General features: G+C 69.5%; 24 protein-coding genes. 10 read left to right on the top strand and 14 right to left on the bottom strand.

What is annotated here, in order from left to right; all coding sequences use genetic code 11:
• Positions 1-58: 58 nt before the first annotated feature.
• Positions 59-1,429: a glycosyltransferase 87 family protein gene (locus QUE79_RS19940; RefSeq protein WP_286344583.1), complete on the top strand. Its 1,371-nt coding sequence runs from the start codon at positions 59-61 to the stop codon at positions 1,427-1,429.
• 45 nt (positions 1,430-1,474) lie between these two features.
• On the opposite strand, the gene QUE79_RS19935 is transcribed toward QUE79_RS19940, so the two are convergent.
• The 4 genes from QUE79_RS19935 to QUE79_RS19920 form a co-directional block, all read right to left on the bottom strand.
• Positions 1,475-2,809, bottom strand: a complete 1,335-nt coding sequence (locus tag QUE79_RS19935) for an O-acetylhomoserine aminocarboxypropyltransferase/cysteine synthase family protein (protein ID WP_286344582.1) — start codon at positions 2,807-2,809, stop codon at positions 1,475-1,477.
• A 167-nt stretch (positions 2,810-2,976) separates the two neighbouring features.
• Entirely contained in the window at positions 2,977-3,681 is a 705-nt protein-coding gene (locus QUE79_RS19930) for a GntR family transcriptional regulator (protein ID WP_286344581.1), read from the bottom strand.
• A complete protein-coding gene (locus QUE79_RS19925; protein ID WP_286344580.1) occupies positions 3,662-4,363 on the bottom strand; it encodes a GntR family transcriptional regulator in 702 nt (233 codons plus the stop codon). Before QUE79_RS19925 ends, QUE79_RS19930 begins: the two co-directional genes overlap by 20 nt.
• 332 nt (positions 4,364-4,695) lie before the next feature.
• On the bottom strand, positions 4,696-5,385 hold the full coding sequence (locus tag QUE79_RS19920; protein WP_286344579.1) for an endonuclease/exonuclease/phosphatase family protein: 690 nt from the start codon (positions 5,383-5,385) through the stop codon (positions 4,696-4,698).
• Between QUE79_RS19920 and QUE79_RS19915 the strand changes: the two genes are divergently transcribed.
• Positions 5,384-6,148 carry a nucleoside/nucleotide kinase family protein gene (locus tag QUE79_RS19915; protein WP_286344578.1) on the top strand — a complete coding sequence of 255 codons (765 nt, stop codon included), beginning with the start codon at positions 5,384-5,386 and terminating at the stop codon, positions 6,146-6,148. The genes QUE79_RS19920 and QUE79_RS19915 overlap by 2 nt on opposite strands.
• A gap of 75 nt (positions 6,149-6,223) precedes the next feature.
• On the opposite strand, the gene QUE79_RS19910 is transcribed toward QUE79_RS19915, so the two are convergent.
• The gene (locus QUE79_RS19910) at positions 6,224-6,847 is read right to left on the bottom strand and encodes a TetR/AcrR family transcriptional regulator (protein ID WP_286344577.1); all 624 of its coding nucleotides are present in this window, start codon (positions 6,845-6,847) and stop codon (positions 6,224-6,226) included.
• Positions 6,848-6,926: 79 nt separating this feature from the next.
• Between QUE79_RS19910 and QUE79_RS19905 the strand changes: the two genes are divergently transcribed.
• The gene (locus QUE79_RS19905) at positions 6,927-8,372 is read left to right on the top strand and encodes a DHA2 family efflux MFS transporter permease subunit (RefSeq protein WP_286344576.1); all 1,446 of its coding nucleotides are present in this window, start codon (positions 6,927-6,929) and stop codon (positions 8,370-8,372) included.
• On the opposite strand, the gene QUE79_RS19900 is transcribed toward QUE79_RS19905, so the two are convergent.
• Complete coding sequence (locus tag QUE79_RS19900) at positions 8,369-8,599, bottom strand: hypothetical protein (RefSeq protein WP_286344575.1); 231 nt, start codon at positions 8,597-8,599, stop codon at positions 8,369-8,371. The genes QUE79_RS19905 and QUE79_RS19900 overlap by 4 nt on opposite strands.
• Before the next feature lie 19 nt (positions 8,600-8,618).
• A complete protein-coding gene (locus tag QUE79_RS19895) occupies positions 8,619-9,161 on the bottom strand; it encodes a GNAT family N-acetyltransferase (RefSeq protein WP_286344574.1) in 543 nt (180 codons plus the stop codon).
• Between the two features lie 39 nt (positions 9,162-9,200).
• Here QUE79_RS19895 and QUE79_RS19890 point away from each other — a divergent pair, with 39 nt between their 5' ends.
• Both QUE79_RS19890 and QUE79_RS19885 read left to right on the top strand, forming a co-directional pair.
• Entirely contained in the window at positions 9,201-9,776 is a 576-nt protein-coding gene (locus tag QUE79_RS19890; protein WP_286344573.1) for a helix-turn-helix domain-containing protein, read from the top strand.
• A gap of 544 nt (positions 9,777-10,320) precedes the next feature.
• Positions 10,321-10,818: a GNAT family N-acetyltransferase gene (locus QUE79_RS19885; protein ID WP_286344572.1), complete on the top strand. Its 498-nt coding sequence runs from the start codon at positions 10,321-10,323 to the stop codon at positions 10,816-10,818.
• 94 nt (positions 10,819-10,912) lie between these two features.
• On the opposite strand, the gene QUE79_RS19880 is transcribed toward QUE79_RS19885, so the two are convergent.
• The 7 genes from QUE79_RS19880 to QUE79_RS19855 form a co-directional block, all read right to left on the bottom strand.
• On the bottom strand, positions 10,913-11,125 hold the full coding sequence (locus QUE79_RS19880) for a hypothetical protein (protein WP_286344571.1): 213 nt from the start codon (positions 11,123-11,125) through the stop codon (positions 10,913-10,915).
• Complete coding sequence (locus tag QUE79_RS19875; RefSeq protein WP_286344570.1) at positions 11,122-11,853, bottom strand: hypothetical protein; 732 nt, start codon at positions 11,851-11,853, stop codon at positions 11,122-11,124. The genes QUE79_RS19880 and QUE79_RS19875 overlap by 4 nt, the downstream gene beginning before the upstream one ends.
• Complete coding sequence (locus QUE79_RS19870) at positions 11,850-12,866, bottom strand: ATP-binding cassette domain-containing protein (RefSeq protein ID WP_286344569.1); 1,017 nt, start codon at positions 12,864-12,866, stop codon at positions 11,850-11,852. The genes QUE79_RS19875 and QUE79_RS19870 overlap by 4 nt, the downstream gene beginning before the upstream one ends.
• A 398-nt stretch (positions 12,867-13,264) precedes the next feature.
• Positions 13,265-14,581, bottom strand: coding sequence for a M1 family metallopeptidase (locus tag QUE79_RS19865; RefSeq protein ID WP_286344568.1), 1,317 nt, complete (start codon positions 14,579-14,581; stop codon positions 13,265-13,267).
• A 213-nt stretch (positions 14,582-14,794) separates the two neighbouring features.
• Positions 14,795-18,106: a Pls/PosA family non-ribosomal peptide synthetase gene (locus QUE79_RS19860; RefSeq protein ID WP_350271596.1), complete on the bottom strand. Its 3,312-nt coding sequence runs from the start codon at positions 18,104-18,106 to the stop codon at positions 14,795-14,797.
• Positions 18,103-18,561 carry an AMP-binding protein gene (locus QUE79_RS25890; protein ID WP_350271595.1) on the bottom strand — a complete coding sequence of 153 codons (459 nt, stop codon included), beginning with the start codon at positions 18,559-18,561 and terminating at the stop codon, positions 18,103-18,105. The genes QUE79_RS19860 and QUE79_RS25890 overlap by 4 nt, the downstream gene beginning before the upstream one ends.
• Complete coding sequence (locus QUE79_RS19855; RefSeq protein ID WP_286344567.1) at positions 18,558-19,262, bottom strand: 4'-phosphopantetheinyl transferase family protein; 705 nt, start codon at positions 19,260-19,262, stop codon at positions 18,558-18,560. Before QUE79_RS19855 ends, QUE79_RS25890 begins: the two co-directional genes overlap by 4 nt.
• Positions 19,263-19,367: 105 nt before the next feature.
• On the opposite strand from QUE79_RS19855, the gene QUE79_RS19850 reads away from it, so the two are divergent.
• The 5 genes from QUE79_RS19850 (at position 19,368) to QUE79_RS19830 (ending at position 25,079) form a co-directional block, all read left to right on the top strand.
• The gene (locus tag QUE79_RS19850; protein ID WP_286344566.1) at positions 19,368-19,940 is read left to right on the top strand and encodes a DUF6518 family protein; all 573 of its coding nucleotides are present in this window, start codon (positions 19,368-19,370) and stop codon (positions 19,938-19,940) included.
• 36 nt (positions 19,941-19,976) lie between these two features.
• On the top strand, positions 19,977-20,975 hold the full coding sequence (gene corA, locus QUE79_RS19845) for a magnesium/cobalt transporter CorA (protein ID WP_286344565.1): 999 nt from the start codon (positions 19,977-19,979) through the stop codon (positions 20,973-20,975).
• A gap of 183 nt (positions 20,976-21,158) precedes the next feature.
• Positions 21,159-22,127, top strand: a complete 969-nt coding sequence (locus tag QUE79_RS19840) for a ferritin-like domain-containing protein (RefSeq protein ID WP_286344564.1) — start codon at positions 21,159-21,161, stop codon at positions 22,125-22,127.
• A 124-nt stretch (positions 22,128-22,251) separates the two neighbouring features.
• The gene (locus QUE79_RS19835; protein ID WP_286344563.1) at positions 22,252-23,268 is read left to right on the top strand and encodes a LacI family DNA-binding transcriptional regulator; all 1,017 of its coding nucleotides are present in this window, start codon (positions 22,252-22,254) and stop codon (positions 23,266-23,268) included.
• A 164-nt stretch (positions 23,269-23,432) separates the two neighbouring features.
• A complete protein-coding gene (locus tag QUE79_RS19830) occupies positions 23,433-25,079 on the top strand; it encodes a glycoside hydrolase family 13 protein (protein WP_286346787.1) in 1,647 nt (548 codons plus the stop codon).
• Positions 25,080-25,122 lie beyond the last annotated feature (43 nt).

The raw sequence follows: 25,122 nt of genomic DNA, 5'->3' as shown, positions 1-25,122 counted from the left end.
GGCGGGTTAACCGTCGTGGTCGAGGGGCCCAGGCAAGGGTCAGGGAAGGCCGCAGAAATTGTCTAAGCTCGAAGCCGTGCACGTGCGTTCGTCGACCCTCCCCAGCGGAGGTGCGACGCGGGTGCACGTCGAGGCCACCGCAGGTCAGCGCTGGCACGCCTTCCGCCAAGATCCCCGCGTTCTCTGGAGCGGCCTCGCCGCGGTCCACATCGCCGTCTTCCTCTTGATGCTGCCCATGATGCTGCGCGGCGAGCTCGGGGGCGACCTGCCCGTCTACCTGCACTGGACCACCGAGGCCTTCCAGGGCGGCACGTGGCCGGTCTTCGACTACGACTGGGTCTATCCCGCGGGAGCCCTGGTCCCCGTGCTGCTGCCGGGCGTCCTCGGCGCGAACCTCTACGGCGTCGTGTGGCTCGTGCTCATCGCCGCGGCGAATGCGGTGGCGCTGCAGGCGCTGATCCGCCGGGGGCGTCTGCTGCGCAACCAGACGGCTGCCGGCTGGTGGGTGCTCACCGTCGGAGTCTTGTGTCCGGTCGACCTCCTGCGGATCGAAGGGTTCACCGCCCCGATGGTCGTCGTCGGCATGCTGTTCCTCGGCTCGAGGCCCCGCATCGCCGGTCTGCTGCTCGCCGCCGCCACCTGGATCAAGGTCTGGCCGGCCGCCGTCATCGTCGCGGTGATCGTGGCGTCGACCAAGCGCTGGATCGTGATCCTGACCGGACTCGCCACGAGTGTCGGAGTCTCCCTGGTGGTGGTGCTGGGCGGCGGCGCCTCGCACCTCACCTCGTTCGTCAACCAGCAGAACGGTCGTCCGCTCCAGATCGAGGCACCGCTGTCGACACCGTGGCTGTGGATGTCGATGTTCCAGGTTCCCGGGGCGCGGCTCTTCCACGACTCGGCGCTGATCACCGAGGAGGTCACCGGGCCCGGTGACGCGTGGATGGTCGCCAACGGAACCTGGGTGATGTTCGGGGTCATGGCGGCCCTCGTGGTCCTGCTCGCGATCGCGACCCACCGCCTGTCGGCGCTCGTCCACCCGATGGGCAAAGAGGTCGACCTCGTGCTCGTGGGGGCGCTCGGCCTCGCGACGGCGTTCATCGTCTTCAACAAGGTGGGGTCGCCCCAGTACATGCTCTGGCTGACGCCGATCGTCGCCGTCGGGCTGGTCCTCCGACCGCCCGACTGGAAGACTCCCGCGCTTCTGATGCTGGCGGTCGCCATCCTCACCACGCTCGTGTTCCCGACCTTCTACTTCGCGCTCATCGCTCTCCACCCGCTCGTGCTGATCCTGCTCGCGGCGCGGAACATCCTGCTCCTCGTCGTGCTCGGATGGTCGGTCGCGAAGCTGTGTCACGCGGCGTTCGTGCGGCCTGCGGTTCCGCTCGGCACACGGCCGTTCGGCGAGCCGGTGCGCAGCACGAGCTACTGAGTCGGCGCGACGGCGTCCGCCGGGTGGCCCGGTGAGAGCGCCGGACTAGGCGGCGTTCGCGCCCGCGACGGCTCCGGCCGAGGCGGAAGCCGTGGCAGCCGCGGCAAGCGCCCGCTCGAGGTCGGCGCGGAGGTCGCGAACGCTCTCGAGACCGACCGACAGCCGGATCGTGCCGGGCGTGATTCCCCGGGACAGCCGCTCGTCTTCGGTCAGGTGGCCGTGGATCGTCGAGCCGGTGTGGATCGCGAGTGTCCGTACGTCGCCGAGGTGGGTCATCTTGCTGATCAGCTGCAGCGAGTCGATGAACGCGCGAGCCGCCTCGCGTCCGCCGGCGAGTTCGAACGTGACGACGGCGCCGGCCCCCTGCGGGAGGTACTTCTGCGCCCGCGCGTACGACGCGTCGGAGACCAGACCCGGATAGGCCACGTGGGCGACCTCGTCGTGGTGTTCCAGCCACTGGGCCAGCGCAAGCGAGTTCGCGACGTGTCGGTCCATCCGGAGCGACAGCGTCTCGATTCCCTGCAGCAGGAGGAACGCGCTGGTCGCCGGCAGGGTCGGGCCGTAGTCGAGGGCCGTGACGCTCTTGAGGTAGCTGAGGAACGCGAAGCGACCGAAGCGTTCGACGAACGACGCGACGCCGCGGTTGCTCGCGACGGCGATGTTCGGGAACCGCGCGCTCTGCGACGACCAGTCGAACGTGCCTGAGTCGATCACGACGCCGCCGATGACGGCACCGTGACCGGAGAGCCACTTCGACGTCGAGTGGATCACGATGTCGGCGCCGTGCTCGATGGGACGGTTCAGGTAGGGGGTGGCGACCGTGTTGTCGACGACGAGGGGGAACCCGCCCGCGTGGGCGATCCCGGCGAGGCGCTCGAGGTCGACGACGTCGTTCTTCGGGTTGGGGATCGTCTCGGTGAACAGCGCCTTGGTGGTCGGTCGGATCGCGCGCTTCCAGACGTCGTCCGGAGCGTCGGCGGAGATCAGCTCGACCTCGACGCCCTGGCGCGCGAAGCTGTTGGAGAAGAGCGTGCGTGTGCCCTCGTAGAGGCTGTCGGTGGCGAGCACGTGGTCGCCCGCGACGACGAGACTGTTGAGGGTGGCGGCGATCGCCGCGGTGCCGCTCGAGGTCAGGAGGCCGCCGATGCCGCCCTCGAGGTCGGCGAGGCGCCGGGCCACGGCGGCGTTCGTGGGGTTGTCCGTGCGCGAGTAGGCCTGGCCCTCGACGGTGCCGTTGAAGCGGCCCTCGCCGTCGTCGAACGAGTCGAAGACGAATCCGGCGGTCTGGTAGACGGGGCTCAGCCGAGCGCCGAAGTCCGAATCGAGTTTCGTGCCCGCATGGATCTGACGGGTGTCGAAGTCGAACTCGGAGGAGGTCATGGCGGTTTCTCGGCTTTCTGGCGGTCACGCTGACCGGCGGGTAGTGGTCAACGAAGGCTAACCGAGCGACCTGCGCGCCGACAGCGCGCCGTCACACGGGTACACAAAGGGCGGGCAGGATCACGACGGCCTGGCCCGGCCGAGGGGCACGCGCGCGGACCGGGCCCTCAGCCGGCCGTGAACTCCGGCTGGGCGGCGAGCCGAGCGTGGAACGTCTCGAGCGGCCCCTCGTAGTAGGCCGTCAGCGCCTCCGCGGTCGCGTCGGGGTCGCGCCGCGACGCCGCCTCGATGGTGCTCAGCAGCGTGGCGTCGATCTCGCCGGAGGGCAGCAGCTCGGAGTACTGGCCCATGACGCGCAGCAGGTGCGGGCGCAACCGCTGGATCGTGCGTTGCAGCGGACCGTTGTCGAGGGCGTCGAGGAAGACCTGGAAGAAGCCGTTCGACGCCTTTCCGGTGAAGATGGCCTCGGGATCGACGCGGCCGCTGCCGAGACTCGTCGACCAGTCCGTCAGGATCGCCAGGTGCGCGTCCGTCAGGACGGGCGTCGCGTAGCGGGCGGCGAAGAGGTACAGCGCCCGCGCGGTGTCCTGCGTCTGGAGGTAGCGCACCAGGTCGATCGACGTGACGCGGGTGTAGAGGTTGGGAACCGTCTCGACGAGCCCGAGCTGGGTCAGACGCAGGAGAGCGGTCCGGACGGTGGCGCGCGAGAAGCCCAGCTGGCCGGCGAGTTCGATGTCGTGGATGCGTTGTCCGCCGGCCAACCGCCCCCGGACGATGTCGTCCTGGAGTCGGTCGTAGACGTCGTCGGTCAGGAGTCGACGGGCGGGCTGGATGGCCGCCTGAGAGCCCGGGCTACTGTTCGGAACCGGCACCGTGGCTCCCCTCGTAGTCGCTGAAGCCGTGGAAGCCGGTCATCTCCTGCGTGTAGGCGCGCATCGGGCCGGAGAGGAAGGCGCGCATGCCCGCTTCGAAGCCAGTGACGTCGTGGTCGCGGCAGCGCCGGATCAGTTCGATGAAGTACAGGTGGATCGGCTCCGTCTTCATGAAGCCCTTGTACCGGTTCACGCCGAGTTGAAGCAGCGGGTCGTGCACCCGGATGCTGTCGAGCAGCACCTGGTTCGAGCAGTGCTGGACGATCACCCCGACGAAACCGTCGATCGGCGTCGGGCCGGGCGGGAAGTCTTTGGCCTGGGTCGTGCGCAGTGTCTCGTTCAGGGCTTCGAGAATCGGCAGCTGATCGGGCGGGAAATCGAGGATGCCCCAGTGCATGGCCCGGGTCACGAGGGTCGCCCAGACGGACGCGCTCTCGGCGTAGAGGCGCGGGGAGATCTGCGCCACCTTCGTGAAGCGGTTCGGCGACATCTCGACGACGCCGAGGTCGGCCAGTTGCGTGAGGGCTTCGCGGATCGGCGCGCGCGACGTGCCGAGCCAGGCGATGAGTTCGTCGTCACGGAGGCGTTCGCCGGGTTTCAGGGTGCCGTCGAGGATGGCGCGCAGGATCTGGCCGTGGATGCGTTCGCGCAGCAGCGTGCGCGAATTCGTGTCGTCGGCCATGCACCATCCCCTCGCGGCCCGGTGCCGCTGGCGCACCGGAAGCCCTGGAAATCGTACACGTACCGGTCGGTACGTTTCTTTCTGAGACGGCGGCCTCCGGCGTCGACAGTCGAGACACATTCCGACATGCGCGGTCGTCGGCTGAGGAACGAAAAGAAAGGGCGGGAGTCTCTTACCCGAATAAAGAGCTCCCGCCACCGCCGGATCAGTGGCGTAATCAAGATACTAATCAGATCACCGACCGAGCAGCAACATCTGAGGAAAACATTCTTGCCGGGATGTTCGCCTCGATCGGGCGTTGCGCAGCCGGTGATCCTGCGTGCCGGACCGGCTCAGACGCCGACGGCGGCGACGCTCGCGAGGAGCAGGATCGGTCGGTGATCCGACTTGCCCTGGGGGAGCGACAGCACGCTGGCGATCTGCATGCCCATGGTGGTGGCGAAGTCGAAGTGGCCGCGGAAGCCCGAGCGGGCGTAGGTGGGCTCTTCGGTGATGGAGAGTTCATAGCCCGTCTTCAGCAGGTGCCTGCGGAGTCCCTGCCGGAACCAGGGGTAGTTGAAGTCGCCCACCATCACGGTCGGAACGCCGTCGGCGAGCTCGTTGAGCTTCTCGTGCGCGAGCCCGATCTGCTTGCGTCGGAGAGAGTTCGACGCTGTGAGAGGCGCCGCGTGGAAGTCGGCGACGATGAGCTCGTGACCCGTCTGCCGGTCACGCAGTCTCGCAGCGAGCAGACGCTCGTGGGCGGGCGCCATCACGCGGTCGTGCATCGACTTCATGAGAGCGAACAGGCTCGTCCCGAGAAGTTCGAAGCGCTCTTCGCTGTAGTAGAGCGCGAGCCCGAGGCGGTTGGTCTTCGTCGACGCCGCCAGGGTCAGGCCGTTGATCTCGTCGGGGATGTCGGTGCTGTCGCACTCCTGCAGGCAGAGGACGTCCATCGCGTGAGCGTCGACGAGAGCGGTCAACTCGCCGATCGCGAGGTGCTCGCGAAGGTTGTAGCTGACAATTCTCAAATCGGATTCCATGAGCACATTGTCGTCCGTCCTGGCGCTCTCGGCGTTCAGGAACCCTCCGGAGTTAATCGAACCGTCACAGAACCGCGCGGCACGACAGACTTGTCACGTGCAGATCGACGACCTGGTCCAGCGTGTCCGAGCGATCCAGAAGAAGAGAGCAGGATCCCGGGTCCTGCTCGGAATCGCGGGCGAACCCGGGGGCGGGAAGAGCACGGTCGCGGCCGCCCTCGCTGCGGCGCTGGGCGACGCCGTGGTCGTCCCGATGGACGGGTTCCACCTGGCAGGCGCCGAACTGGTACGCCTGGGACGCGCCGACAGGAAGGGGGCCATCGACACGTTCGACGCTCACGGCTACCTGGCGCTGCTGGAACGCCTGCGCGCGCCCGTTGCGGGCGAGGGCGTCTATGCCCCGGCGTACCTCCGCGAGGTCGAGGAGAGCATCGGGTCGTCGATCCTGGTCGATCCCGCGATCCCCGTCGTGATCAGCGAGGGCAATTACCTGCTCGTCGACCGGGACCCCTGGCCGCGGGTGCGGGCTGCCTTCGACGAGGTGTGGTTCGTCGACACGCCCCGAGACCTGCGGCTCGAGTGGCTGGTGGCGCGCCACATCGCCTTCGGCAAACCGCCGGAGCAGGCGACGGCCTGGGCGAACGGGCCCGACGAGCGCAACGCTTCGCTCGTGCGCACCACCCGCGACCGCGCCGACCTCGTCGTCGACGCCTCGGCCCTCTGGCCGGCGCGGGCTGGGGATTCCGGCCCGGAATCCCGGTGACTCTCCGCCGCCTCGAGCATGTCGGGTGCATCGGTCGTCTCGGAGAGGCGCTCGAGAGCGAGGGGTTCTCTCGGGTCAGGCCGCGTCGGGCCCCGCGACGGCGAGGACGACGCCGCACTTGTCGCCGAAGGCGACGTTCATCAGCTCGTCGGCGTCGGCGTCCGTGCCGAAGGTCGACGGCAGTTCGATGCCGAGCAGCACGCTCATGAGCATTCCGTAGCCCAGGAACTGCTGCACGTCTACGGGCTCGAAGTGCGCCTCGTCGCGCAAAAACGTGTAGATGCCGACGAACCCCTTGCGCGCGGCCGCCCCGATCACCGGGTCGTTGCCCGAGACGAAGGCGTGCAGCAGGGTGCGGTGGAGCCCGACCGATCCGACCAGGTCGACGAAGGCGGTGCCGAGTCGCTGCGTCAGCTTCGATCCGTCACCAGGATCGGGGAGCGCGGCCCGGAAGGCGACGAACAGCGTCTGCAGTGCGCGGTCGAGCACTTCGAGGAACAACTGCTCTTTCGTACCGAACATGCGCACGACGTAGGGCTGGCTGATGCCGGCCGCCTGCGCGATCTGGTCGGTCGTCGTGCCGTGGTAGCCGCGCTGAGCGAAGAGCTCGGTGGCGGCCGCGAGGATGAGGTCGCGTCGCTGCGCAGCGGGCATCCGGGCTGCCGTCGCAGCCGGTGCCGAACTTTTCTTGATGGCCATGCTTGACATGTTATCAGTCGATTACTACGGTCTAGTAATCATCCGATTACAACAATTCGATTCTTCCGAAGGAGCCGTCGTGTCCACTCGCTCGAACGCTCGTCGCATTCCCGTCTGGCTGGCCATGGTCGCCGCCTCACTGCCCATGTTCATGGCCACCCTCGACAACCTCGTCGTCACCAGCGCGCTGCCCGTCATCCACGAGAAGCTCGGCTCCTCGGTCGAGAGCCTGCAGTGGATCACCAACGCCTACACGCTGTCGTTCGCGGCCCTGATGCTCCTCGCCGTGAGCCTCGGCGACCGCTTCGGCCGTCGTCGCCTCTTCGTCTTCGGCATCGTCCTCTTCACGCTGGCCAGCGCGTTCGCGGCACTCAGCACGTCGACGTCCGCGCTCATCGCCGCCCGAGCGCTCGAAGGCGCCGGCGCGGCCGCCATCATGCCGCTGTCGCTCACGCTGCTCGTCGGAGCCGTGTCGGCGAAGTCTCGCCCGCTCGCCATCGGCATCTGGGGCGGCGTCTCGGGGCTCGGCGTGGCGCTCGGCCCGTTGATCGGCGGAGCCGTCGTCGAGGGCTGGAGCTGGGAGTCGATCTTCTGGATCAACGTCCCCGTCGGGATCATCGCCATTCCGCTGGCGCTCGCCGCCCTTCCGAACAGCTTCGGCGAGCGGGTGCGGGCCGACCTCCTCGGAGTCCTGCTGGCCGGTCTCGGGATCCTGGGCTTCGTCTTCGGGATCGTCCGGGGCAACGATGCGGGCTGGAGCAGCTTCCAGGTGCTCGGCTCGCTGATCGCCGGCGCCCTCCTCATCGCCGGCTTCCTGGTCCGTGAATCACTGACCGCCGCGCCGCTGCTGCCTCTGCGGCTGTTCCGCGACCGGAGCTTCTCGCTCGCCAACCTCGTCGGCATGACCTTCAGCTTCGGCTCGTTCGGGGCGGTCTTCATCCTGATCCAGTTCCTGCAGGTTGTGCAGGGGAAGACCCCGTTGGAGGCGGGCGTCGCGACGATGCCCTGGACTCTCGCGCCGATGGTCGTGGCGCCGCTCACCGGCCTCTTCGTGCCCCGGGTCGGAACCCGCGCGCTGATCGTGGCCGGGATGGTCCTGCTCTCGGGTGGCCTCTTCGAGATCGCCCTGACCATGACCGCCGACGTCGCGTACCTGACGATGCTCCCCGGCTTCCTACTCGCCGGGATCGGCATGGGCCTCGTCTTCGCGCCGATTTCGACGGCGGTGCTGGTCAACATGGCGCCGGACGACCACGCCAAGGCCTCGGGGACGAACTCGACCCTGCGTGAGATCGGCGTCGCACTCGGCATCGCCGTTCTGACGGCGGTCTTCACGGGCGCCGGAGGACAGCTCACACCCACCGGGTACGTGTCGGCGGCGGTGCCTGCCGTCGTCGTCGGGGCCAGCGTGCTCCTCGGGTCGGCGGTCCTGGCGCTGTTCCTTCCGTCCGGCATCGTGCGCCGCGCCCCGGCCCTCGACCCCGACGCCGTCTCGCCGGAGGCGGAGCTGGTGGCTGCTCCCTAGCGCGTCGTCTCGCGACCGCGAGCGGCTCTCGACCACGCGTGTGCGGGGTCGAGGGTCGCTTTCGTGGTGGTCGTGGTCGTCGTGGTCGTGGTCGTGGTCGTGGTGGCGGCGGTGGCGGCGGTGGTGGTGGGCTTGGTCGTGGTGGTGGTCGCCGCCCCGGCCCCGGCGGCGGTGGTCGTGGTCGTGGTCGCGGTCGTGTCCGATTCGTGGTCGCGGTCAGCGGTCACCGGAGTCCAGCGGTCGCGGTCAGCGGAGTTCAGCGGGAGGGGTGGCCGGGTCGGAGGCCCCGGGCAATCGCCGTTGCATCCACGCCGTCGAGTGCCAGGCGCCGAGCTTCCAGCCGATCTCGGGGTAGGTGGCCACCCGTTCGAACCCGAGCGACTCGTGGAGGCCGACGCTGGCCTCGTTCGGCAGGGTCATGCATGCCATCGCGATGCGGAACCCGCGGTCGACCAGCCGGGGGAACAGCGCTCCGTAGAGCGCGCGACCGCCTCCTCGCCGCCCCTCGCCACCCGCCAGGTAGACGCTGACCTCGGCGGCCCAGCGATAGGCAGCCCGCTTTGCGAACGGGCCGGCGTAGGCGTACCCGAGCACGCGCTGATCCTGTTCGTCTTCAAGGACCAGCCAGGCGTGAGCGGCTTGCGCAGCGGTGATCCTGCTGCGCATCTCGTCGGTGGAGGGCACCTCTTCTTCGAACGTGATCGCCGTGGACTCGACGTACGGGGCGTAGACGTCGCGGCATCGCGCGGCGTCGTGCTCGGTGGCATCGCGGACCAGGAAGCTCGACATGGCACCATAGTAGCCACAGTGAGTCGTATAGTGACAGTCATGACCGATGTCGATGCCCTCACCGCTTCGCTCGCCGCAGCTCTCGCCGACGCCCGACTCGCGCACGACCTCAGCGTCAGCGCGCTCGCCGAATGCTCGGGCGTCTCGCGCGCCATGATCGGCAAGATCGAGCGTGGCGACGTGCAGCCGACGGCGGCGTTGCTCGGTCGCCTGACGGCCGCCCTCGGGATGACGCTGTCCGAGCTGATCGCCCGGGCGGAGGGGCAGAGCGCCTCAGGCAGGATCTCGACGCGCGCCGATCAGTCGGTCTCGCAGGATCCCGAGACGGGGTACCGGCGGCGGGCCGTGTCGCCGGGGGCCGGGGGCGCGATCGAACTCGTCGAGGTCGACCTCCCCGCCGGCGTCAGGATCGCGTACCCGGCCGACTCCTACGCCTTCACCCACCACCAGATCTGGGTGCTCGAGGGCAGCCTCCGGTTCGACGAGGGCGACGTCACGCACCGGCTCGAGGCGGGCGACTGTCTGCAGCTCGGTGCCCCGGCGCCCTGCGCGTACGAGAACGAGACGGCGGCGCCCTGTCGCTACCTCGTGGCGCTCGCGCGTCGCGGCGCCTGACGCCCGCGGTCTCGCTCGCGTCGTTTGGTGCCTGCGCTGTGCGCGTGGTGTCTGCGCCGTGCGGCTGGCGCCTGTGCCGTGTGGCTGGCGCCTGCGCCGTGTGGGCGGGCTGCGGTTGCTGTCGGCGGGTGCGCGGGCACCCGCCCACTGCCGCCCGGACCCGCCGACGTGCCCGCGCTGCCTCCGGCCGACGGCGAGCGGCACGCCTCGGGCGTCCCCCGCGGGTGGGTGCCTCTGTGGTGTGGGCGGGCTGCGGTTGCTGTCGGCGGGCGCGCGGGCACCCGCCCACTGCCGCCCACGCCCGCCGACTCCTGCCGGCACCGCCCGCGCCCGCCGGCACCGCCCGCACTCGCCGGCACCTGCCCGCACCGCCCGCACCTGCCCATTACCGCCCGCACTAGCCGACAGCCGCCCGCACACGCCCGCCAGCGGCCCCGACCCGCCGACTCCTGCCCGCAGCAGCCGCCCCGCACCCACGACCCCGAGCCCGCCGACGCCCGCACCGACGCGCAAGCGCCCCGCGGCGTGCGACAGAATGTTCCGTGTGAACGAACTCCCTGCCCTGACCGTCGAGCACGTCGACTGGAACGATCCCCGAGCCGAAGCCCTCCGCCACTCGATGGAGGTCGAGATGGACGCGCGGTACGCCGACAAGCAGAACGCGCTCTCTCCCGCCGAGCAGGAAGAACTGGAGCGATCACTGGCCGTCGATCCGGGGAAGGTGTTCGTCACGGTGCTGGTGAGCGATGCGGACGGAGTTCCCGTCGGGCACGCCGCGCTGAAAGACCTTCGCGGCGACTGGGAGATGAAGCGCGTAATCGTCGACGCGTCGCGCCGCGGGGCAGGCATCGGCGCGCTGCTGATGACCGAGCTCGCGAAGGCCGCCCGCGCGGGAGGCGCTCGCCGCATCATCCTGCAGACCGGCGATCGCCAGCCCGAGGCCGTGCGCCTCTACGAGCGTTCCGGCTACACGCCGATCCCGATCTACGAGCCCTACGCGTCGACGATCCCGTTCTCGCTCTGCTACGAGCTCGTCCTGTAGCTGTGCCTCGCAGCGCTCGCGGGAGCCGCTGCCCCAGCCGGCTAGCCGCTCTGCCGGATCATCGACACGACGATCGCCACGATCACCGGCACCATCAGCAGGAACGTGATGGGGGTTCGTGCCGGTTCTTGATCTGCGCACCCCGGGTGATGAGGCCGAACCCGGCGACAAGGGGCAGGAGTGACAACTTCGCCTCGAGCAGGACCAGCACCAGGGATGCTCCGGCAAGCACGAGAGCCGCGACGCAGCGCACGAAGACGACGTCGAATCGGATGCGTCCGGGACGGCTCCCGGTGTCGTTGCTCATTTGACCTCTTTTTTCGTCTGACGTAACCAGCCGGCGGCGAGTGGAGTGACGACCCACAGGAGCAGCGAGCAGAGCGCCGAACCGAGCCCGATCGTATTGTCGAAGCGCGCGAGCCACGTCCACTGCGGATTGGCAAGCCACTGGCTGAAAGCAAGACTGGAGATCCATGGCGCGACGGTCGTAAAGTGCGCACCGATGGTCACGTCGTAGGTGATGGGAAGCAGCATCGTCATGACGATGGCGAGCGGAGTGTTCAGGACTAGCGAGCCGATTGCAACGCCCGAGAGTGAAGCCGCGATTGAAATTGCCAGGATGGACCACGCGGTCTGGCGGAGATCGTCCAAATCCGTCTGCGAGGCTTCCGCTGGATCAAGGCAGACGAAGACAGCGGCCGAGATCACCACTGTCACTGCCACGGTTGAGAGAACCAGGAGTAACGCCGCCAACGCTCGTGCCGCGAATATCTGGTGCCTCCGCGGCACGAGGGCGAACGTCGTCACGGCAGATCGTTGAGTCCAATCCGAGGTCACGGCGAGGATTGCCAGAACGGGCAGGAGCAACGGCAAGGGCAGGACCGCGGCGGCGAGGAACTCACTCAGTGTCGGCGACGTGCTCAAGGACAGAAGTGCCGCACCGGTACTGAGGGCGACAAACACCAGCAGCAAGGTCCGAGATGCACGGGTGTCGATGCATTTACGAAGCTCGACTCGGACTAACCGCCACTTCATGAAGCACTCTCGCTCGCGAGCAATGGCAGGAGGTCGCTCCCGGTTGCGCCCGTGTATTCGCCGGAAGTCGTTTCTCGGAACGCTTGCTCCAGAGTGTGCTCTTCCGGGGTCAGGAGCGAAAGTGGGACTCCGGCGGCGCATGCCGCTTGGCCCACGTGTTCGGGTGAGCCGTATGCGAGCAGGGCTCTCCCACCTGACGTCGGCTTGAACGGGACAGCCCGCAGAGTCAGGGCGTGAGAAAGACCTTGCAGATCTGCGGCCGAGACGCGAGTGACTGGCTGGTGACTCTGCTCGTCGAGGAGTGAGAGTGACGCGTGACCGCGGTCGATTACGATGACGCGGGACGTTGCGGCTTGGATCTCCGAGAGCTGGTGGCTGGAGATAAGAACGGTACCGCTACTCGCAGCGTAGCCGAGCAAGAATTCGCGCAACCACAGGATGCCTTCGGGATCCAGACCGTTGGCGGGTTCGTCGAGCACGAGGTATCGGGGTGAACCGAGCAATGCAATCGCAAGGCCCAGGCGCTGGCGCATTCCGAGCGAAAGCGCGCCCACGTTCTTTCGTCGCACGGAGTCGAGACCGACCGCAGCGAGGCAGGTCCTGGTTCGGTCGCCGGAAATACCCATCGTGAGAGCTGCCAGTGTTGCAGTCTCCTGGACCGATCTCCCCGGATGCTGAGCGCTCGCGTCGATGAGAACACCGACTGTTCGGCCTGGTTCGGGAAGCATGCGGAAGGGGATTCCGTCGAAGGTCGCTGTTCCTGACGTCGCCAGTACGTGTCCGACGATCATTCGAATGGTCGTCGATTTGCCGGAGCCGTTGGGGCCGACAAACCCGGTGATAGTGCCTCGCGGGCACATGAACGTAGCTTGGTCGACGACTGTTTTGGGGCCGTATGACTTGGTCAATCCATCGACGACCAGCCCTGAATCATCTGTTTGCTGTGGAGGAGTCTTCTGCATCATGGCTTTCGGGGAGGTGGGATGGCGGGGAGGCGGGGTGACGCTCTCCACTTGCTGCAGACGAAGCAGACGACGTCGCAGGGGATGCTGCCGCGACGCTGTTCGGTGTGACGGCGGTGGCGGATGTGGATACACCGAGCACGCCCATCGAAGCCAGGACGACGACCGCGATTGCGCTCTGTCTCAGGTTCCGGCGATTATTCTTGCGTTGCATTTCAGTACCGTTCGATTCTCGAGCGGCAGTAGTTCTGCCGATCGGGATGCCTCAGCAGTTGCAGCTGACCGAGGCAGGGCAGGACGCTCGACAGAGCGTCCTACCCGTCGTCAGTTTGGCGAACCGAAAGATAAAATGTCAAACAGGAGCCCGATACTCTGCGGCAATATTTCCAGGCGTGATGGCTGAGACCCCTCGAGAGACGCCGCCGGGCGGCGTCCAACGCACAGGCGACTTACGCCCGCCCGCGGCTGTGAGCAGGAGGCAGCGGCGGCAACGCCCGACGCGACAGCCACGCCTCGAAGAGGTCGGGCAGCTCCTGGTCGCCCGACACCTCGACGGCGAGCAGCACGAAGTCGGCCGTCGTCGCGACGGCGTGGCGGTGCCGAGAGGTCCACGAGCGCAGGATCGCGAAGAACACGTCGTCGCCGACCGTCGCCCGGAGCGCCGCGAGGGTGAGCGCCCCGCGCTTGTAGACGCGGTCGTCGAACATGTCGTCCGGCCCCGGGTCGCCGACCACGAGATCCTGCGGGAGTCGGGCGAGTCGGGCGTGGGCGGCAGCGGCGTGGCGCTCCGCTGAGGTGCCACCCGATGCCTCGGACCAGAGCCACTCCGAGTAGCAGGCGAACCCTTCGTTGAGCCAGATGTCACCCCAGTTCGACAGGCCGACGCTGTTGCCGAACCACTGGTGGGCGAGTTCGTGGGCGACGAGCCGCTCGGCTCCGGAGCGGCCGTCGGCGTGATTCGCCCCGAAGATCGCCATGCCCTGGGCCTCGAGCGGGATCTCGAGGTCGTCCTCGGTGACGACGACCGTGTAGCCCTCGAACGGGTACGGACCGAACAGCGACTCGAAGCACGTCATCATTTCGGGTAGCGACCCGAAGTCGTGTCCGATGCGTGACCGCAGCGCGGGCGGCCCGGCGAGAACTCCGGGAACCCCGGCCAGTACGGCGGGCACCAGCTCGTAGCGGCCGATCTGCACGGTGGCGAGGTAGGTGGAGGTGGGTTCCTTCTGGACGTACTCCCACGTGGTCCTGCCCGACCTGGTCGTGCGGTGCGAGAGGAGCCCGTTGCAGACGACGGCGTACGGCTGCTCGGTGGTGACGCGGATGCGGTAAGGGGCCTTGTCGCCCGGATCGTCGTTGCAGGGGAACCAGGTGGGGGCGCCGCTCGGCTGAGCCGCCACGATCACGCCGTCGGTCAGCTCTTCCCAGCCGACGGTTCCCCAGACGCTGTTGCGGGGCGCGGGTGACCCGGAGTAGTCCACGACCGTGACGAACTCCTCGCCCGCTTCGATCGTCTCCGCGGGCGTGACGACGAGCTTGGCGGTCGACTGCGTGTAGCGGGACGCCTTCGTGCCGTCGACTCTCACCTTCGACGCCCGCAGCCGGGTCAGGTCGAAGGAGAACCGGGTGAGGTCGGCGGTCGCGATCGCCCGGATCGTCGCGGTGCCGTCGAGTCGGTTCGTGGCCACCCGATAGGCGAGCTCCAGGTCGTACGAGAGCGTGCGGTAGCCGGCGTTTCCGCTGTCGGGCAGGTAGGGCCCGACCATCAGGACGTCGCGCCGGCGTGGTAGTCGGCGAACCGCACCTCGCGCCACGGGCCGATCGGGTTTCCCGACCAGCGGCTCCCGACCGGGACTCCTCGCCGCGCATCACGAGCGATGCGGGGCCGACGGTCGCGTGCGAGCCGATCGTGGCAGCCGGCAGGACGACGCTGTGGGGGCCGAGCGTCGAGCCGGCGCCGAGGGTGACGGTGTCCATGCTCATGATTCGATCATGAAAGAGGTGCGTCTGCACGACGCAGCCCCGATTGACCGTGGAAGCGTCGCCGAGGCGGACCAGGTCGGCCTCGGGGAGCCAGTAGCTGTCGGTCCAGACGCCGCGTCCGATGGAGGCGCCGAGGAGCGCAGCCACCAGACCAAAGCAGGGGTCCCCGCGGCCGCCTGGGCGAACCACGGCGCCGCGCACAGCTCGATGAAGACGTCGGCGACCTCGCTCCGCCAGACGAACGACGACCAGAGCGGCTTCTCGGAGACCGTGATCCTGCCGATCAGGGCCCATTTCGCGACGGTCGAGACCGAGGCCGCGACGGCGCCGACGACGAGCATGACGGGTCCCGAGAGCAGGATCGTCCATCCCGGGCCGATCGCGGACGTCATGGCGAGGAGCGCGAAGGCGAGGAGCGTCCCGATCAGGCAGGTCACCACCACCGGGACGAATCGACCGAGCTCCCAGAGGATCCGTGCGGTGCGGATGGCGGCCGGCGGACGGAAGGTGAGCGCTTCGTCCGTCACGGCGACGGTCCGGCGGAGGCGCACCGCGGGCGAGCCCAGCCACGACGAGCCCGGCTTCGACGTGCGGGGTGCCGCCGAGAGCACGGCGACCAGACCGTCGCGCGGGACCGCGTGGCCGGGGCCGGTCATGCCCGAGTTGCCGAGGAACGCCCGTTCGCCGATCTCGGCGCGCGCCACGCGGAGGTATCCGCCACCGAGCTCGTAGGAGGCGACCAGGGTGTCGTCGGCGAGGAACGCCCCGTCGCGAATGGTCGTCATCGACGGCAGCAGTAGCACCGTCGAGGCTTCGACGTCGCGTCCGACGCGGGCGCCGAGCAGCCGGAGCCAGACGGGTGTGAACAGGCTCGAGTAGAGCGGGAAGAGAAACGTGCGCGCGAGGTCGAGCAGCCGTTCGGTGCTCCAGACCTGCCAGCCGACCCGCGACCGCACGGGAGAGGTTCCCTCGGCGACGCCAAGCGCGAGCAGCCGGACGAACGCGACCACGAGGACGGCCGCGGTGAAGCCGGTCAGCAGGATCCCGGGGACGAGCAGCGCCAGCGCCCTCCAGAACGCGTCGCCGAGCGTCGCTGAGCCGGCCATCCCGGTGGCGAGTACCGCTCCGCCGGCGGCGATCGACGCGACCGGGATCAGCGACAGCACGACGGACGAGAGGCCGTAGGCGACGAGCCAGCGGCGAGCGGCCGCGGGGCGCGAGGCCGGCCACCAGGTGCGGTTCTTCCCCTGTCGGGCTGCGGGGGATCCTGCCCACTCCTGCCCCGAGCGCACCCGGCCGAAGACCGCGGAGCCCGGCGCGACCGACGCGTTCTTGCCGATCCTGGTTCCCGGCAGCAGCGTCGAGCGCATGCCCACCGTGGATCCTGCGCCGATCCTGATCGCCCCGATGCGCACGGTGTCGCCGTCGATCCAGTAGCCGGACAAATCGACCTCGGGTTCGATGGAGGCGCCGCGGCCGATTCGGAGCATCCCGGTGACCGGGGGCAGCGCGTGGAGGTCGACGTCGGGCCCGATCCTGGCGCCGAGGGCTCTGGCGTAGTAGCTCACCCAGGGGGCGCCGGCGAGGCCGACCGCGCCGATCTGGTGCGCGATCTGCTCGGCGAGCCAGAGTCGCAGGTGCACGCCGCCGCCGCGCGGGTGGTCGCCGGCCGTCACCCCGGCGAGCAGGATCCTCGCGCTCACGACCGAGATCGCCATGCGACCGAACGGAGTGACGACCACGACGAGGAGCGGGAGCAGCAGCCAGAGCGAGACCACGGGCAGCGCGGTCAGGCCGGCGGCGTGCAGGATGCTCGAGGCCGTGAGCGCGTACGTCACCCAGCGAGCTCCGCTCAGGACGTGCAGGGGGATGCCGAGCAGCGTCTGCAGCCACTGCATCCGCAGCGGGGTCGGGCTGCTGCGGTGGTAGTCGTCGCTCGGCGTGGCGGCCGATCCCGCTCGGAGCGCGAGCGCGTCGACCATGGCGCCGAAGCGCGGGTGGGCGTAGATCTCGGCGACCGTGAACTCGGGGTCGCGCTGCCGGATTCTCGCGACGAGCTGCGCCGCGGCGAGCGATCCGCCGCCGAGGTCGAAGAAGTTCGCGGCCGAGTCGTCGACGGGGAGCCCGAGCACCGCCTGCCAGTCGGCCGCCAGGATCACCTCGTCGGGCGTCATCCCGCCGGATGCCTCGTCGACTCCCGTCGGCGGCAGCGGCCACGGAAGGGCGTCGCGGTCGATCTTGCCGGAGGTCTTCGTCGGGAGGTCGCCCTCGACCAGCGCGAGCAGCGGCACGAGGGCCGCGGGCAGCTCCTCGCGAAGGCGGGCCACGGCCGTCGCGCGGTCGAAGCCCGCGGCGCCCTGCACCGCCAGGTAGCCGACGAGGACCTGGTTGCCGGCGTCGGTCGTCCGCACCGCGGCAGCGGTTCCGCCGACGCCCGGCAGAGCGAGCAGGGCCGCCTCGATCTCGCCGAGCTCGATCCGCCGCCCGCCGACTTTCACCTGGTCGTCGACGCGACCCTGGAAGACCAGGCCGTCTCGTTCGAAGCGCACGAGGTCACCCGAGCGGTAGGCGCGCTCCCAGCCGAGTCCTTCGTGCGGCGCGTATTTCTCGGCGTCCTTGGCAGGGTCGAGGTAGCGCGCCAGGCCGACCCCGCCGATAATGAGCTCGCCCACCTCGCCGTCGGCGACGGGGTGGCCGGACGCGTCGACGACCGCGGCGTCCCAGCCGTCGAGCGGCAGGCCGATGCGCACCGCCTCGCCCGGGAAGACGCGCGCGCCGGTCGTGACGACCGTGGCCTCGGTCGGGCCGTAGGTGTTCCAGACCTCGCGGCCCTCGGTGGCCACCCGGTCGATGATCTCCGGGGGCAGTGCCTCGCCGCCGAAGATGAGCAGGCGCACGCTCTCGAGGGCCTCGGCCGGCCAGAGACCGGCCAGGGTCGGCACGGTCGACACGACGGTGATGCCGTGCAGGACGAGCCAGGGTCCGAGGTCCGCTCCGCTCCGCACGAGCGACCGCGGCGCCGGCACCAGGCAGGCGCCGCTCCGCCAGGCGAGCCACATCTCCTCGCAGGAGGCGTCGAACGCCACGCTGAGGCCGGCGAGCACGCGGTCGCCCGGCCCGAGCGGGCCGCCCTCACCGGTGCCGTCGGAGAGCGTCGAGTCTCCGGCGAGGAACAGGCGCGCCTCCGCGTCGGCGAACGCGGCGGCCGAGCGGTGACTCGCGGCGACGCCCTTGGGCGTGCCCGTCGACCCCGAGGTGAAGATGATCCACGCGTCGTCGTCGGGCTGCGCCAGGGCGGGCAGGATCACGGACGACGGGTTGGACCCGGACGCCGCCGCCGCGAGCAGCTCGACGGACCCCCGTCGCGGACGAGTACCCCCGAATCCCCGACGACTCCCACCACCCCCGCCTCCGAGAACACGAGTGCGGCGCGCTCCTCCGGATCGTCGGCGTCGACCGGGACGTACGCGGCGCCCGCGGCCAGCACCCCGAGGATGACCACGTAGAGCGAGCGGTCGCCGGACGGCATCCTGACGCCGACCCGGTCGCCTCGCCCGACTCCTGCCGCTCCCAGCGCCGAGGCGACGGACCGAACGCGGATGGCCAGCTCGCGGTAGCTCAGCGCCCCCTGCTCGTCCTCGAGCGCGGACGCCTCCGGGTGCTCGGCGACGGTGGCGTTCAACACGTCGATCAGAGTGCGGGGCGCGGGCGTCCGGGCGGACCCTCGGAGGAGGCCGGGCGTCGGTTCAGGCGAAGGGCTCATCGGCGCCGCACCCTAGCGGACGGCCGTGACGCGTCGGTGAACAGCGCCACCGCACCCCGCAGTCCCGACGGGAGTGACAGGTCGTGCACCCGTTCGTCGTCGGCGCGCAGGGTCGTCATGGCGCGGGTGAGCCCCTCGCCGGAGGCCTTCAGGAGCGCCTCCTTGCGCACCCAGGTGCGCAACAGGTCGTCGGAGGACTCGCCCGGCGCCAGCAGCGAGTCGCGGAGCGGGGCGAGTCGCTCGTGATCCTGCGCCGCTTCGAGATCGATGCCGAGTTCGCCGGTGTCTCCGATGGCCAGCGCCGCCCAGCCTCCACTTCGAGAGAGGCTGAATCGGGGGCCTCGCGCGACGAACGGCTTGCCGTGCGGTTCTCCGCACGCCGAGCAGGGCCCGCGCAGGATCACGACGTCCCGCGGGATCACGCCCGTCGCCTCGCCGAGCAGCCGCCGCAGCCACGCGTGCGCCGCGACGTACCGACGCCGGTCGGTCGCGCTCCGCAGCGCGGCAGCCCTCGCCCGTTCGCCCGGGTCGAGTGTCTCTGCCGCCGCCTCGCCTGCCGCCGCGACGCCTGCCGCGTCGCCGACCGCCGCGTCGCCTGCCGCGTCGCCGACCGCCGCGTCGCCTGCCGCGTCGCCGAACGGCGCGGACTCGGACGCCGCGTCGAGATCGATCAGCTCGACCCGCACCCCGTCCGGCACCATTCCCCGACGGTACCGTCTCGCGCCCCGCGCGTGTCCACCCGCAGGACCAGGTCATGCCACCTCTGGGAGGATGATCCTGCGCCCGGGCCGCTCTACCGTGGACGGGTGACTCCACTCGACCCGCGCCCACTGCGCCGCTCCACCGTCGCCGCGTCCTGGACGACCGGTCTCGTCGCCGCGGCCGTCGTGATCCTGGGCAGCCTCCTGGTGGGTGGTCTGTCGAGCTTCGGGCAGCAGCTCCTGCCGTCGTGGGTCACCTCGCTGAGCAACTCGGCGGGCGGCTGGAGCATGTTCGCCTTCCTGCTCGTCTGGCTGTCGCGGGCGAAGCCGGTGCTCGGCGCGATCCTCGGGCTCGTGGCCTTCGAGGCCATGGTCGAGGCCTACGGCTTCGTCAGCGGGCTGCGCGGCTTCTTCTTCTCGGCGCCGTTCTCGTCCCGGTGGACCGTGATCGGTCTCGCGGCGGGCCCCGTCATCGGCCTGGCTGCGAGCCTGACCCGGCACGGCGGCCGCCTCTGGCGCGTCCTCGGCGTCGCCTGCCTCAGCGTCGTGCTGATGGTCGAGGGCGGTTACGGCCTGATCGCCCTCCTCGGGTCGACGAGCCCCGTGTACTGGACCATCGAACTCGTGGCGGGCGCCGCCTTTCTTTCGGCGGCTCTCGTGCGGCGCGGGCGCGCCTGACCCGTATCGTTCACCCGGGCGGGGCATCCTGCCCTCATGCCCCTGATCGACAACGGCGTGTACGTCGCCGGAAAACGCATCGAGAACCCGAGAAGCCTCGACGAGACCTACCGGCTGATGCATGCCCACGCGGGCATGGGCTGGATCGGTCTGTATCGCCCGAGCCCCGACGAGGTCCGCTCCGTCGCCCACGAGTTCGACCTCCACCCGCTCGCCGTCGAGGATGCACTGCTCGGCCATCAGCGCGCGAAGCTCGAGCGCTACGACGAGATCCTCTTCGCGGTGCTGCGACCGGCCAGGTACGTCGACGCCGAGGAGGTCGTCGAGTTCGGTGAGCTGCACATCTTCCTCGGGCCCGAGTTCGTGGTCACGATCCGGCACGCGGAGTCGCCCGACCTGATGAAGGTCCGTCAGCGCATGGAGGCCAACCCGGATCTCCTCGCCCAGGGTCCGGAAGCGGTGCTGTACGCCATCCTCGACCAGGTGGTCGACGAGTACGAGCCCGTCATCGCGGGGCTCGAGAACGACATCGACGAGATCGAGAACGACCTCTTCGATCACGAGAGCTCCGGCCTGTCCGAGCGCATCTACAACCTCTCGCGCGAGGTCATCAACTTCCAGCGGGCCGTCGTGCCGCTGGTGAAGATGCTGGAGAACCTCCAGCGCGGCTCGGAGAAGTACGGCGTCGACGTCGAGCTGCAGCGCAGCCTCCGCGACGTGCTCGACCACACGCTCCTGATCGTGGAGCGGGTCGGATCGTTCCGCTCGATCCTCGACAACGCCCTGACCGTCCACGCGACGATCGTCACCCGGAGGCAGACCGACCAGAGCATCCAGCAGAACGAAGAGGTCAAGAAGATCTCGTCGTGGGCGGCGATCCTGTTCACCCCGACCCTCATCGCGTCGATCTACGGCATGAACTTCAGGAACATGCCCGAGCTCAACTGGGAGTTCGGCTACCCGTTCGCGATCCTGCTCATGATCGCCGCCGGCTTCGGGCTGTACTGGGTCTTCAAGCGCCGCAAGTGGCTCTGACCGGCCCGTGACGCCCCGGGCGGGACCAATTTGCGCAGGGCTCTGGTCAGCGGGGGCAAACGGGACTACCTTGTGCCCCTAAGAGGGGCCACCCGACCCCTCGGACACGTGTTGCCGTCATCTGGGAGCGGCAGCGATCACCCACCGTGTCGTCTGCTCTGCAGTGCCCAGAAGGGAACACCGATGTTCGACAAACGCTTCATCAGCAACGCGATCAACCGGAGCGCCGAGAGTTCGCTCGATCGCCGCCGCTTCCTCACGGCGGCCGGAGTCACGGGAGTCGGGGCCGGCGTCGCCGTCCTCGCGTCCGGGGCCCCCGCCTTCGCCTCCACGAAGGCCGCCGACGCCAAGGCCGCGGCCGACGCCGGCGAGGTCTCCGACGCGGCGATCCTCAACTTCGCGCTCAACCTCGAGTACCTCGAAGCGGAGTTCTACCTCCGGGCCGTCACCGGCGTGGGCCTCCCGTCGTCGATGATCGACGGAATCGACCCGCAGGGCGGTGTCGTCGGCGGTTCCAAGGTGCCCTTCAAGACGGGGGCGATCAAGTCGATCGCCACCGAGATCGCGGCCGACGAGAAGGCTCACGTCGCCTTCCTGCGCGGCGCGCTCGGCGGCGCCAAGGTCTCGCGGCCCGCCATCGATCTCAAGGCCAGCTTCAACGCTGCGGCCACGGCCGCCGGCCTGATCAAGGCCGGGCAGACCTTCGACCCGTTCGCGAGCGAGGAGAACTTCCTCCTCGGCGCGTTCATCTTCGAGGACGTCGGAGTGACCGCCTACAAGGGCGCGGCGCCGCTCATCACGAACAAGACCTACCTCGGGGCGGCCGCCGGCATTCTCGCGGTCGAGGCCTACCACGCGGGCATCATCCGCGACAGGATCCTCGACAAGGGGCTGTACCACCAGGCGGACGCCATCTCGGTGGCGCGCGACAGCCTCGACGGGTCGACGCACGACGACCAGGGCGTCGTCGTCAACAACGTGATCAGCCTGGTGCCGACGGACGCCAACAGCATCGCCTTCGGCCGGACGACCGAGCGCGTGCTGAACATCGTCTACCTGACCCCGAACCAGATCGACCACGGCGGCTTCTACCCCGCGGGCGTGAACGGAGCGATCGTCGCCAGCGGCAACCCGGGCAGCCCCACCTCGTAGGTCACCCCCGGCGGGCAGGATCGCGGGCGGCCCGTCCTGCGATCCTGCCCTGCCCGGGTCGGCACCCATATCACGTTCTTGCGTGATGTTGCTGGGTTCTTGCAGGGCGCAGTAGGGTGACGGCATGTCCCGCAGACTGGCCGAAGTAGCCCGAAAAGTCGGTGTGTCCGAAGCGACCGTGAGCCGCGTGCTGAACGGCAAGCCCGGTGTCTCCGACGCGACGCGCCAGCAGGTGCTGACCGCTCTCGACGTGCTCGGCTACGAGCGCCCCACCAAGCTGCGCGGTGAGCGGGCCCGGCTGGTCGGGCTGGTGCTTCCCGAGCTGCAGAACCCCATCTTCCCGGCGTTCGGCGAGGTGCTGAGTGTCGGGCTCGCGCAGAACGGCTATACGCCGGTGCTCTGCACCCAGACCGTGGGCGGGGTCTCCGAGGCCGACTACATCGAGCTGCTCCTCCAGCAGCGGGTGTCCGGCGTGATCTTCGCCGGAGGCGACTACCAGCGCGCCGAGACCCCGCACGACCACTACGAGCGGCTCGCCGACCTGCACCTGCCGACCGTCTTCATCAACGCCCCCGTCGACGGTCTCGGCTTCGCCACGGTCAGTTGCGACGACGCCGTGGCGGCCGAACTGAGCGTGCGGCACCTGCTGCAACTCGGCCACACGAGCATCGGCTTCGTCGTGGGGCCCAGCGACCACGTGCCGTCCCGGCGCAAGCTCGCGGCGGCACGGCGCGTTCTCGCCGAGGCCGGAGCCGCCCCCGCGGTCGTCGCGGAGTCGGGCTACTCTCTCGAGGCCGGCCAGGCGGCGGCCACCCGACTCTTCGCACAGGGCGTCACGGCCGTCGTCTGCGCCAGCGATCCCCTCGCCCTCGGCGCCGTGCGCGCTGCGCGGAGGGCCGGGCTGAGCGTCCCGGGCGACGTGTCGGTGATCGGCTTCGACGATTCGGCGCTGATGAACTGCACCGAGCCGCCCCTCACGACGGCCCGCCAGCCGATCGAGCCGATGGGCCGCATGGCGGTCGAGCTGCTTCTCGCGCAGATCAACGGCACCGAGCGCCCGGCCGATGAATTCCTCTTCGAGCCGGAACTGGTCGTCCGCTCGTCGACGGGACGACTGAAAGAACCCGCAACAATTTTGTAACGAAATTACGCGCAAATGTGCGCAAGTTGCTTGCAATAACTTACTCGTTGCGTCATTTGTCTTACTTCCTTACGTTCAACAGCGTGATCAAAGACGACACGCAGGACGACCTGCACCACGCCGCCCGTCAGGCCGACACCACCTCGGCCGACGCCCGACTCGACGTGGCCCCCACACCTCTGACCGACCCCACCTGGTGGCGTCACGCCGCCATCTACCAGATCTACGTGCGCAGCTTCGCCGACGGGAACGGCGACGGCATCGGCGACCTCCGCGGCGTGCGCGACCGCCTGCCCTACCTGAAGCGCCTCGGCGTCGACGCCATCTGGTTCACGCCCTGGTACGACTCGCCGTTGAAGGACGGCGGCTACGACGTGGCCGACTACCGCCGCATCAACCCGCAGTTCGGCGAAGTTGAGGAGGCGGAGGCGCTCATCCGTGAGGCTCTCGACCTCGGCATCCGCACGATCATCGACGTGGTTCCGAACCACGTCAGCGACCGTCACGAGTGGTTCCGGCAGGCACTGACCGCCGGCCCCGGCAGCCCCGAGCGCGAGCGCTTCTGGTTCCGCGACGGGCGCGGCGAGAACGGCGAACGGATGCCGAACGAATGGCCGTCCAGCTTCTCGGGCGACACCTGGACGCGGACAACCGACCCCGACGGCACCCCGGGTCAGTGGTACCTCCACCTGTTCACTCCCGAGCAGCCCGACCTCAACTGGAACCACCCCGACGTCCGGCGCGAGCACGAGGACGTCCTGAAATTCTGGTTCGACCGCGGCGTCGGCGGCGTGCGCATCGACTCCGCCGCGCTGGTGGTCAAAGACCCGGCCCTCCCGGAGATCGACGCCGATCGCGTCTACGCGTCCGGCGAGCACCCCAACCTGGATCGCGACGAGCTCCACGACATCTACCGCTCCTGGCGCGCGGTCGCCGACTCCTACGAGGGCACCCGGGTGCTCGTCGGCGAGATCTGGCTGGCCGACCTCGACCGGTTCGCGCTCTACCTCCGGCCCGACGAACTGCACACCGCCTTCAACTTCGACTTCATGAACCGCCCGTGGCGGGCGCAGGATCTGCGGGAGGCCATCACGGGAACCCTCGGCGCGCACGCCCCGGTCGGCGCCCCCTCGACGTGGGTCCTGTCCAACCACGACATCACGCGACCCGTGACCCGCTACGGCCGCGAGGACAGCTCGTTCGATTTCGCCAAGAAGCGCTTCGGCACGCCCACCGACCTCGCCGTCGGAACGCGCCGCGCCCGCGCCGCCGCGCTGCTGACCACCGCCCTGCCCGGCTCGCTCTACCTCTACCAGGGCGACGAGCTCGGCCTCCCCGAGGTCGAGGACATCCCGCTCGAGCGCCTCGACGACCCGATGCACTTCCGCTCCGGCGGCGTCGACCCGGGGCGCGACGGCTGCCGCGTCCCGCTGCCCTGGTCGGGCACGACGGCGCCCTTCGGCTTCAGCCCGGCGGGGGCGGCTAGCGAGCCCTGGCTGCCGCAGCCGGCGGTCTTCCGGAGCCTGACCGTGGAGAAGCAGGAGCAGGATCCCGAGTCCATGCTCTCGCTCTACCGCCGGGCGCTGCACCTGCGCGCGACCGAGTCGTCCCTGATCGGCGAGGAGTTCGCCTGGGTGACCGCGGCGACCGACGTCGTGGCCTTCCGCCGAGGCGACCTCGTCGTGGTGACCAATCTCGGCGCGGAGGCGGTCTCGCTGCCCGAGCACTCCGCGATCCTGCTCTCGTCCTCCCCGCTGGACGGCGATCTCCTGCCGTCCGACACCACCGTCTGGCTCCGAACCCGGGCCTGACCCGACACCATCACCCTGCAGTTCCGACCACCACACAGAAAGA

The organism is Frondihabitans sucicola (assembly GCF_030296615.1).
Lineage (GTDB): Bacteria > Actinomycetota > Actinomycetes > Actinomycetales > Microbacteriaceae > Frondihabitans > Frondihabitans sucicola.
This window is presented reverse-complemented; position numbering and strand designations above follow the sequence as displayed.

Bases quoted from the DNA above. Each gene is read 5' to 3' on its own strand.
- QUE79_RS19935 (WP_286344582.1), bottom strand. From the start codon at position 2,809: ATGACCTCCTCCGAGTTCGACTTCGACACCCGTCAGATCCATGCGGGC.
- QUE79_RS19925 (WP_286344580.1), bottom strand. From the start codon at position 4,363: ATGGCCGACGACACGAATTCGCGCACGCTGCTGCGCGAACGCATCCAC.
- QUE79_RS19915 (WP_286344578.1), top strand. From the start codon at position 5,384: ATGAGCACATTGTCGTCCGTCCTGGCGCTCTCGGCGTTCAGGAACCCT.
- QUE79_RS19920 (WP_286344579.1), bottom strand. From the start codon at position 5,385: ATGGAATCCGATTTGAGAATTGTCAGCTACAACCTTCGCGAGCACCTC.
- QUE79_RS19910 (WP_286344577.1), bottom strand. From the start codon at position 6,847: ATGGCCATCAAGAAAAGTTCGGCACCGGCTGCGACGGCAGCCCGGATG.
- QUE79_RS19895 (WP_286344574.1), bottom strand. From the start codon at position 9,161: ATGTCGAGCTTCCTGGTCCGCGATGCCACCGAGCACGACGCCGCGCGA.
- QUE79_RS19890 (WP_286344573.1), top strand. From the start codon at position 9,201: ATGACCGATGTCGATGCCCTCACCGCTTCGCTCGCCGCAGCTCTCGCC.
- QUE79_RS19880 (WP_286344571.1), bottom strand. From the start codon at position 11,125: ATGAGCAACGACACCGGGAGCCGTCCCGGACGCATCCGATTCGACGTC.
- QUE79_RS19875 (WP_286344570.1), bottom strand. From the start codon at position 11,853: ATGAAGTGGCGGTTAGTCCGAGTCGAGCTTCGTAAATGCATCGACACC.
- QUE79_RS19865 (WP_286344568.1), bottom strand. From the start codon at position 14,581: ATGGTCGGGCCCTACCTGCCCGACAGCGGAAACGCCGGCTACCGCACG.
- QUE79_RS25890 (WP_350271595.1), bottom strand. From the start codon at position 18,561: ATGAGCCCTTCGCCTGAACCGACGCCCGGCCTCCTCCGAGGGTCCGCC.
- QUE79_RS19855 (WP_286344567.1), bottom strand. From the start codon at position 19,262: ATGGTGCCGGACGGGGTGCGGGTCGAGCTGATCGATCTCGACGCGGCG.
- corA (WP_286344565.1), top strand. From the start codon at position 19,977: ATGCCCCTGATCGACAACGGCGTGTACGTCGCCGGAAAACGCATCGAG.
- QUE79_RS19840 (WP_286344564.1), top strand. From the start codon at position 21,159: ATGTTCGACAAACGCTTCATCAGCAACGCGATCAACCGGAGCGCCGAG.
- QUE79_RS19835 (WP_286344563.1), top strand. From the start codon at position 22,252: ATGTCCCGCAGACTGGCCGAAGTAGCCCGAAAAGTCGGTGTGTCCGAA.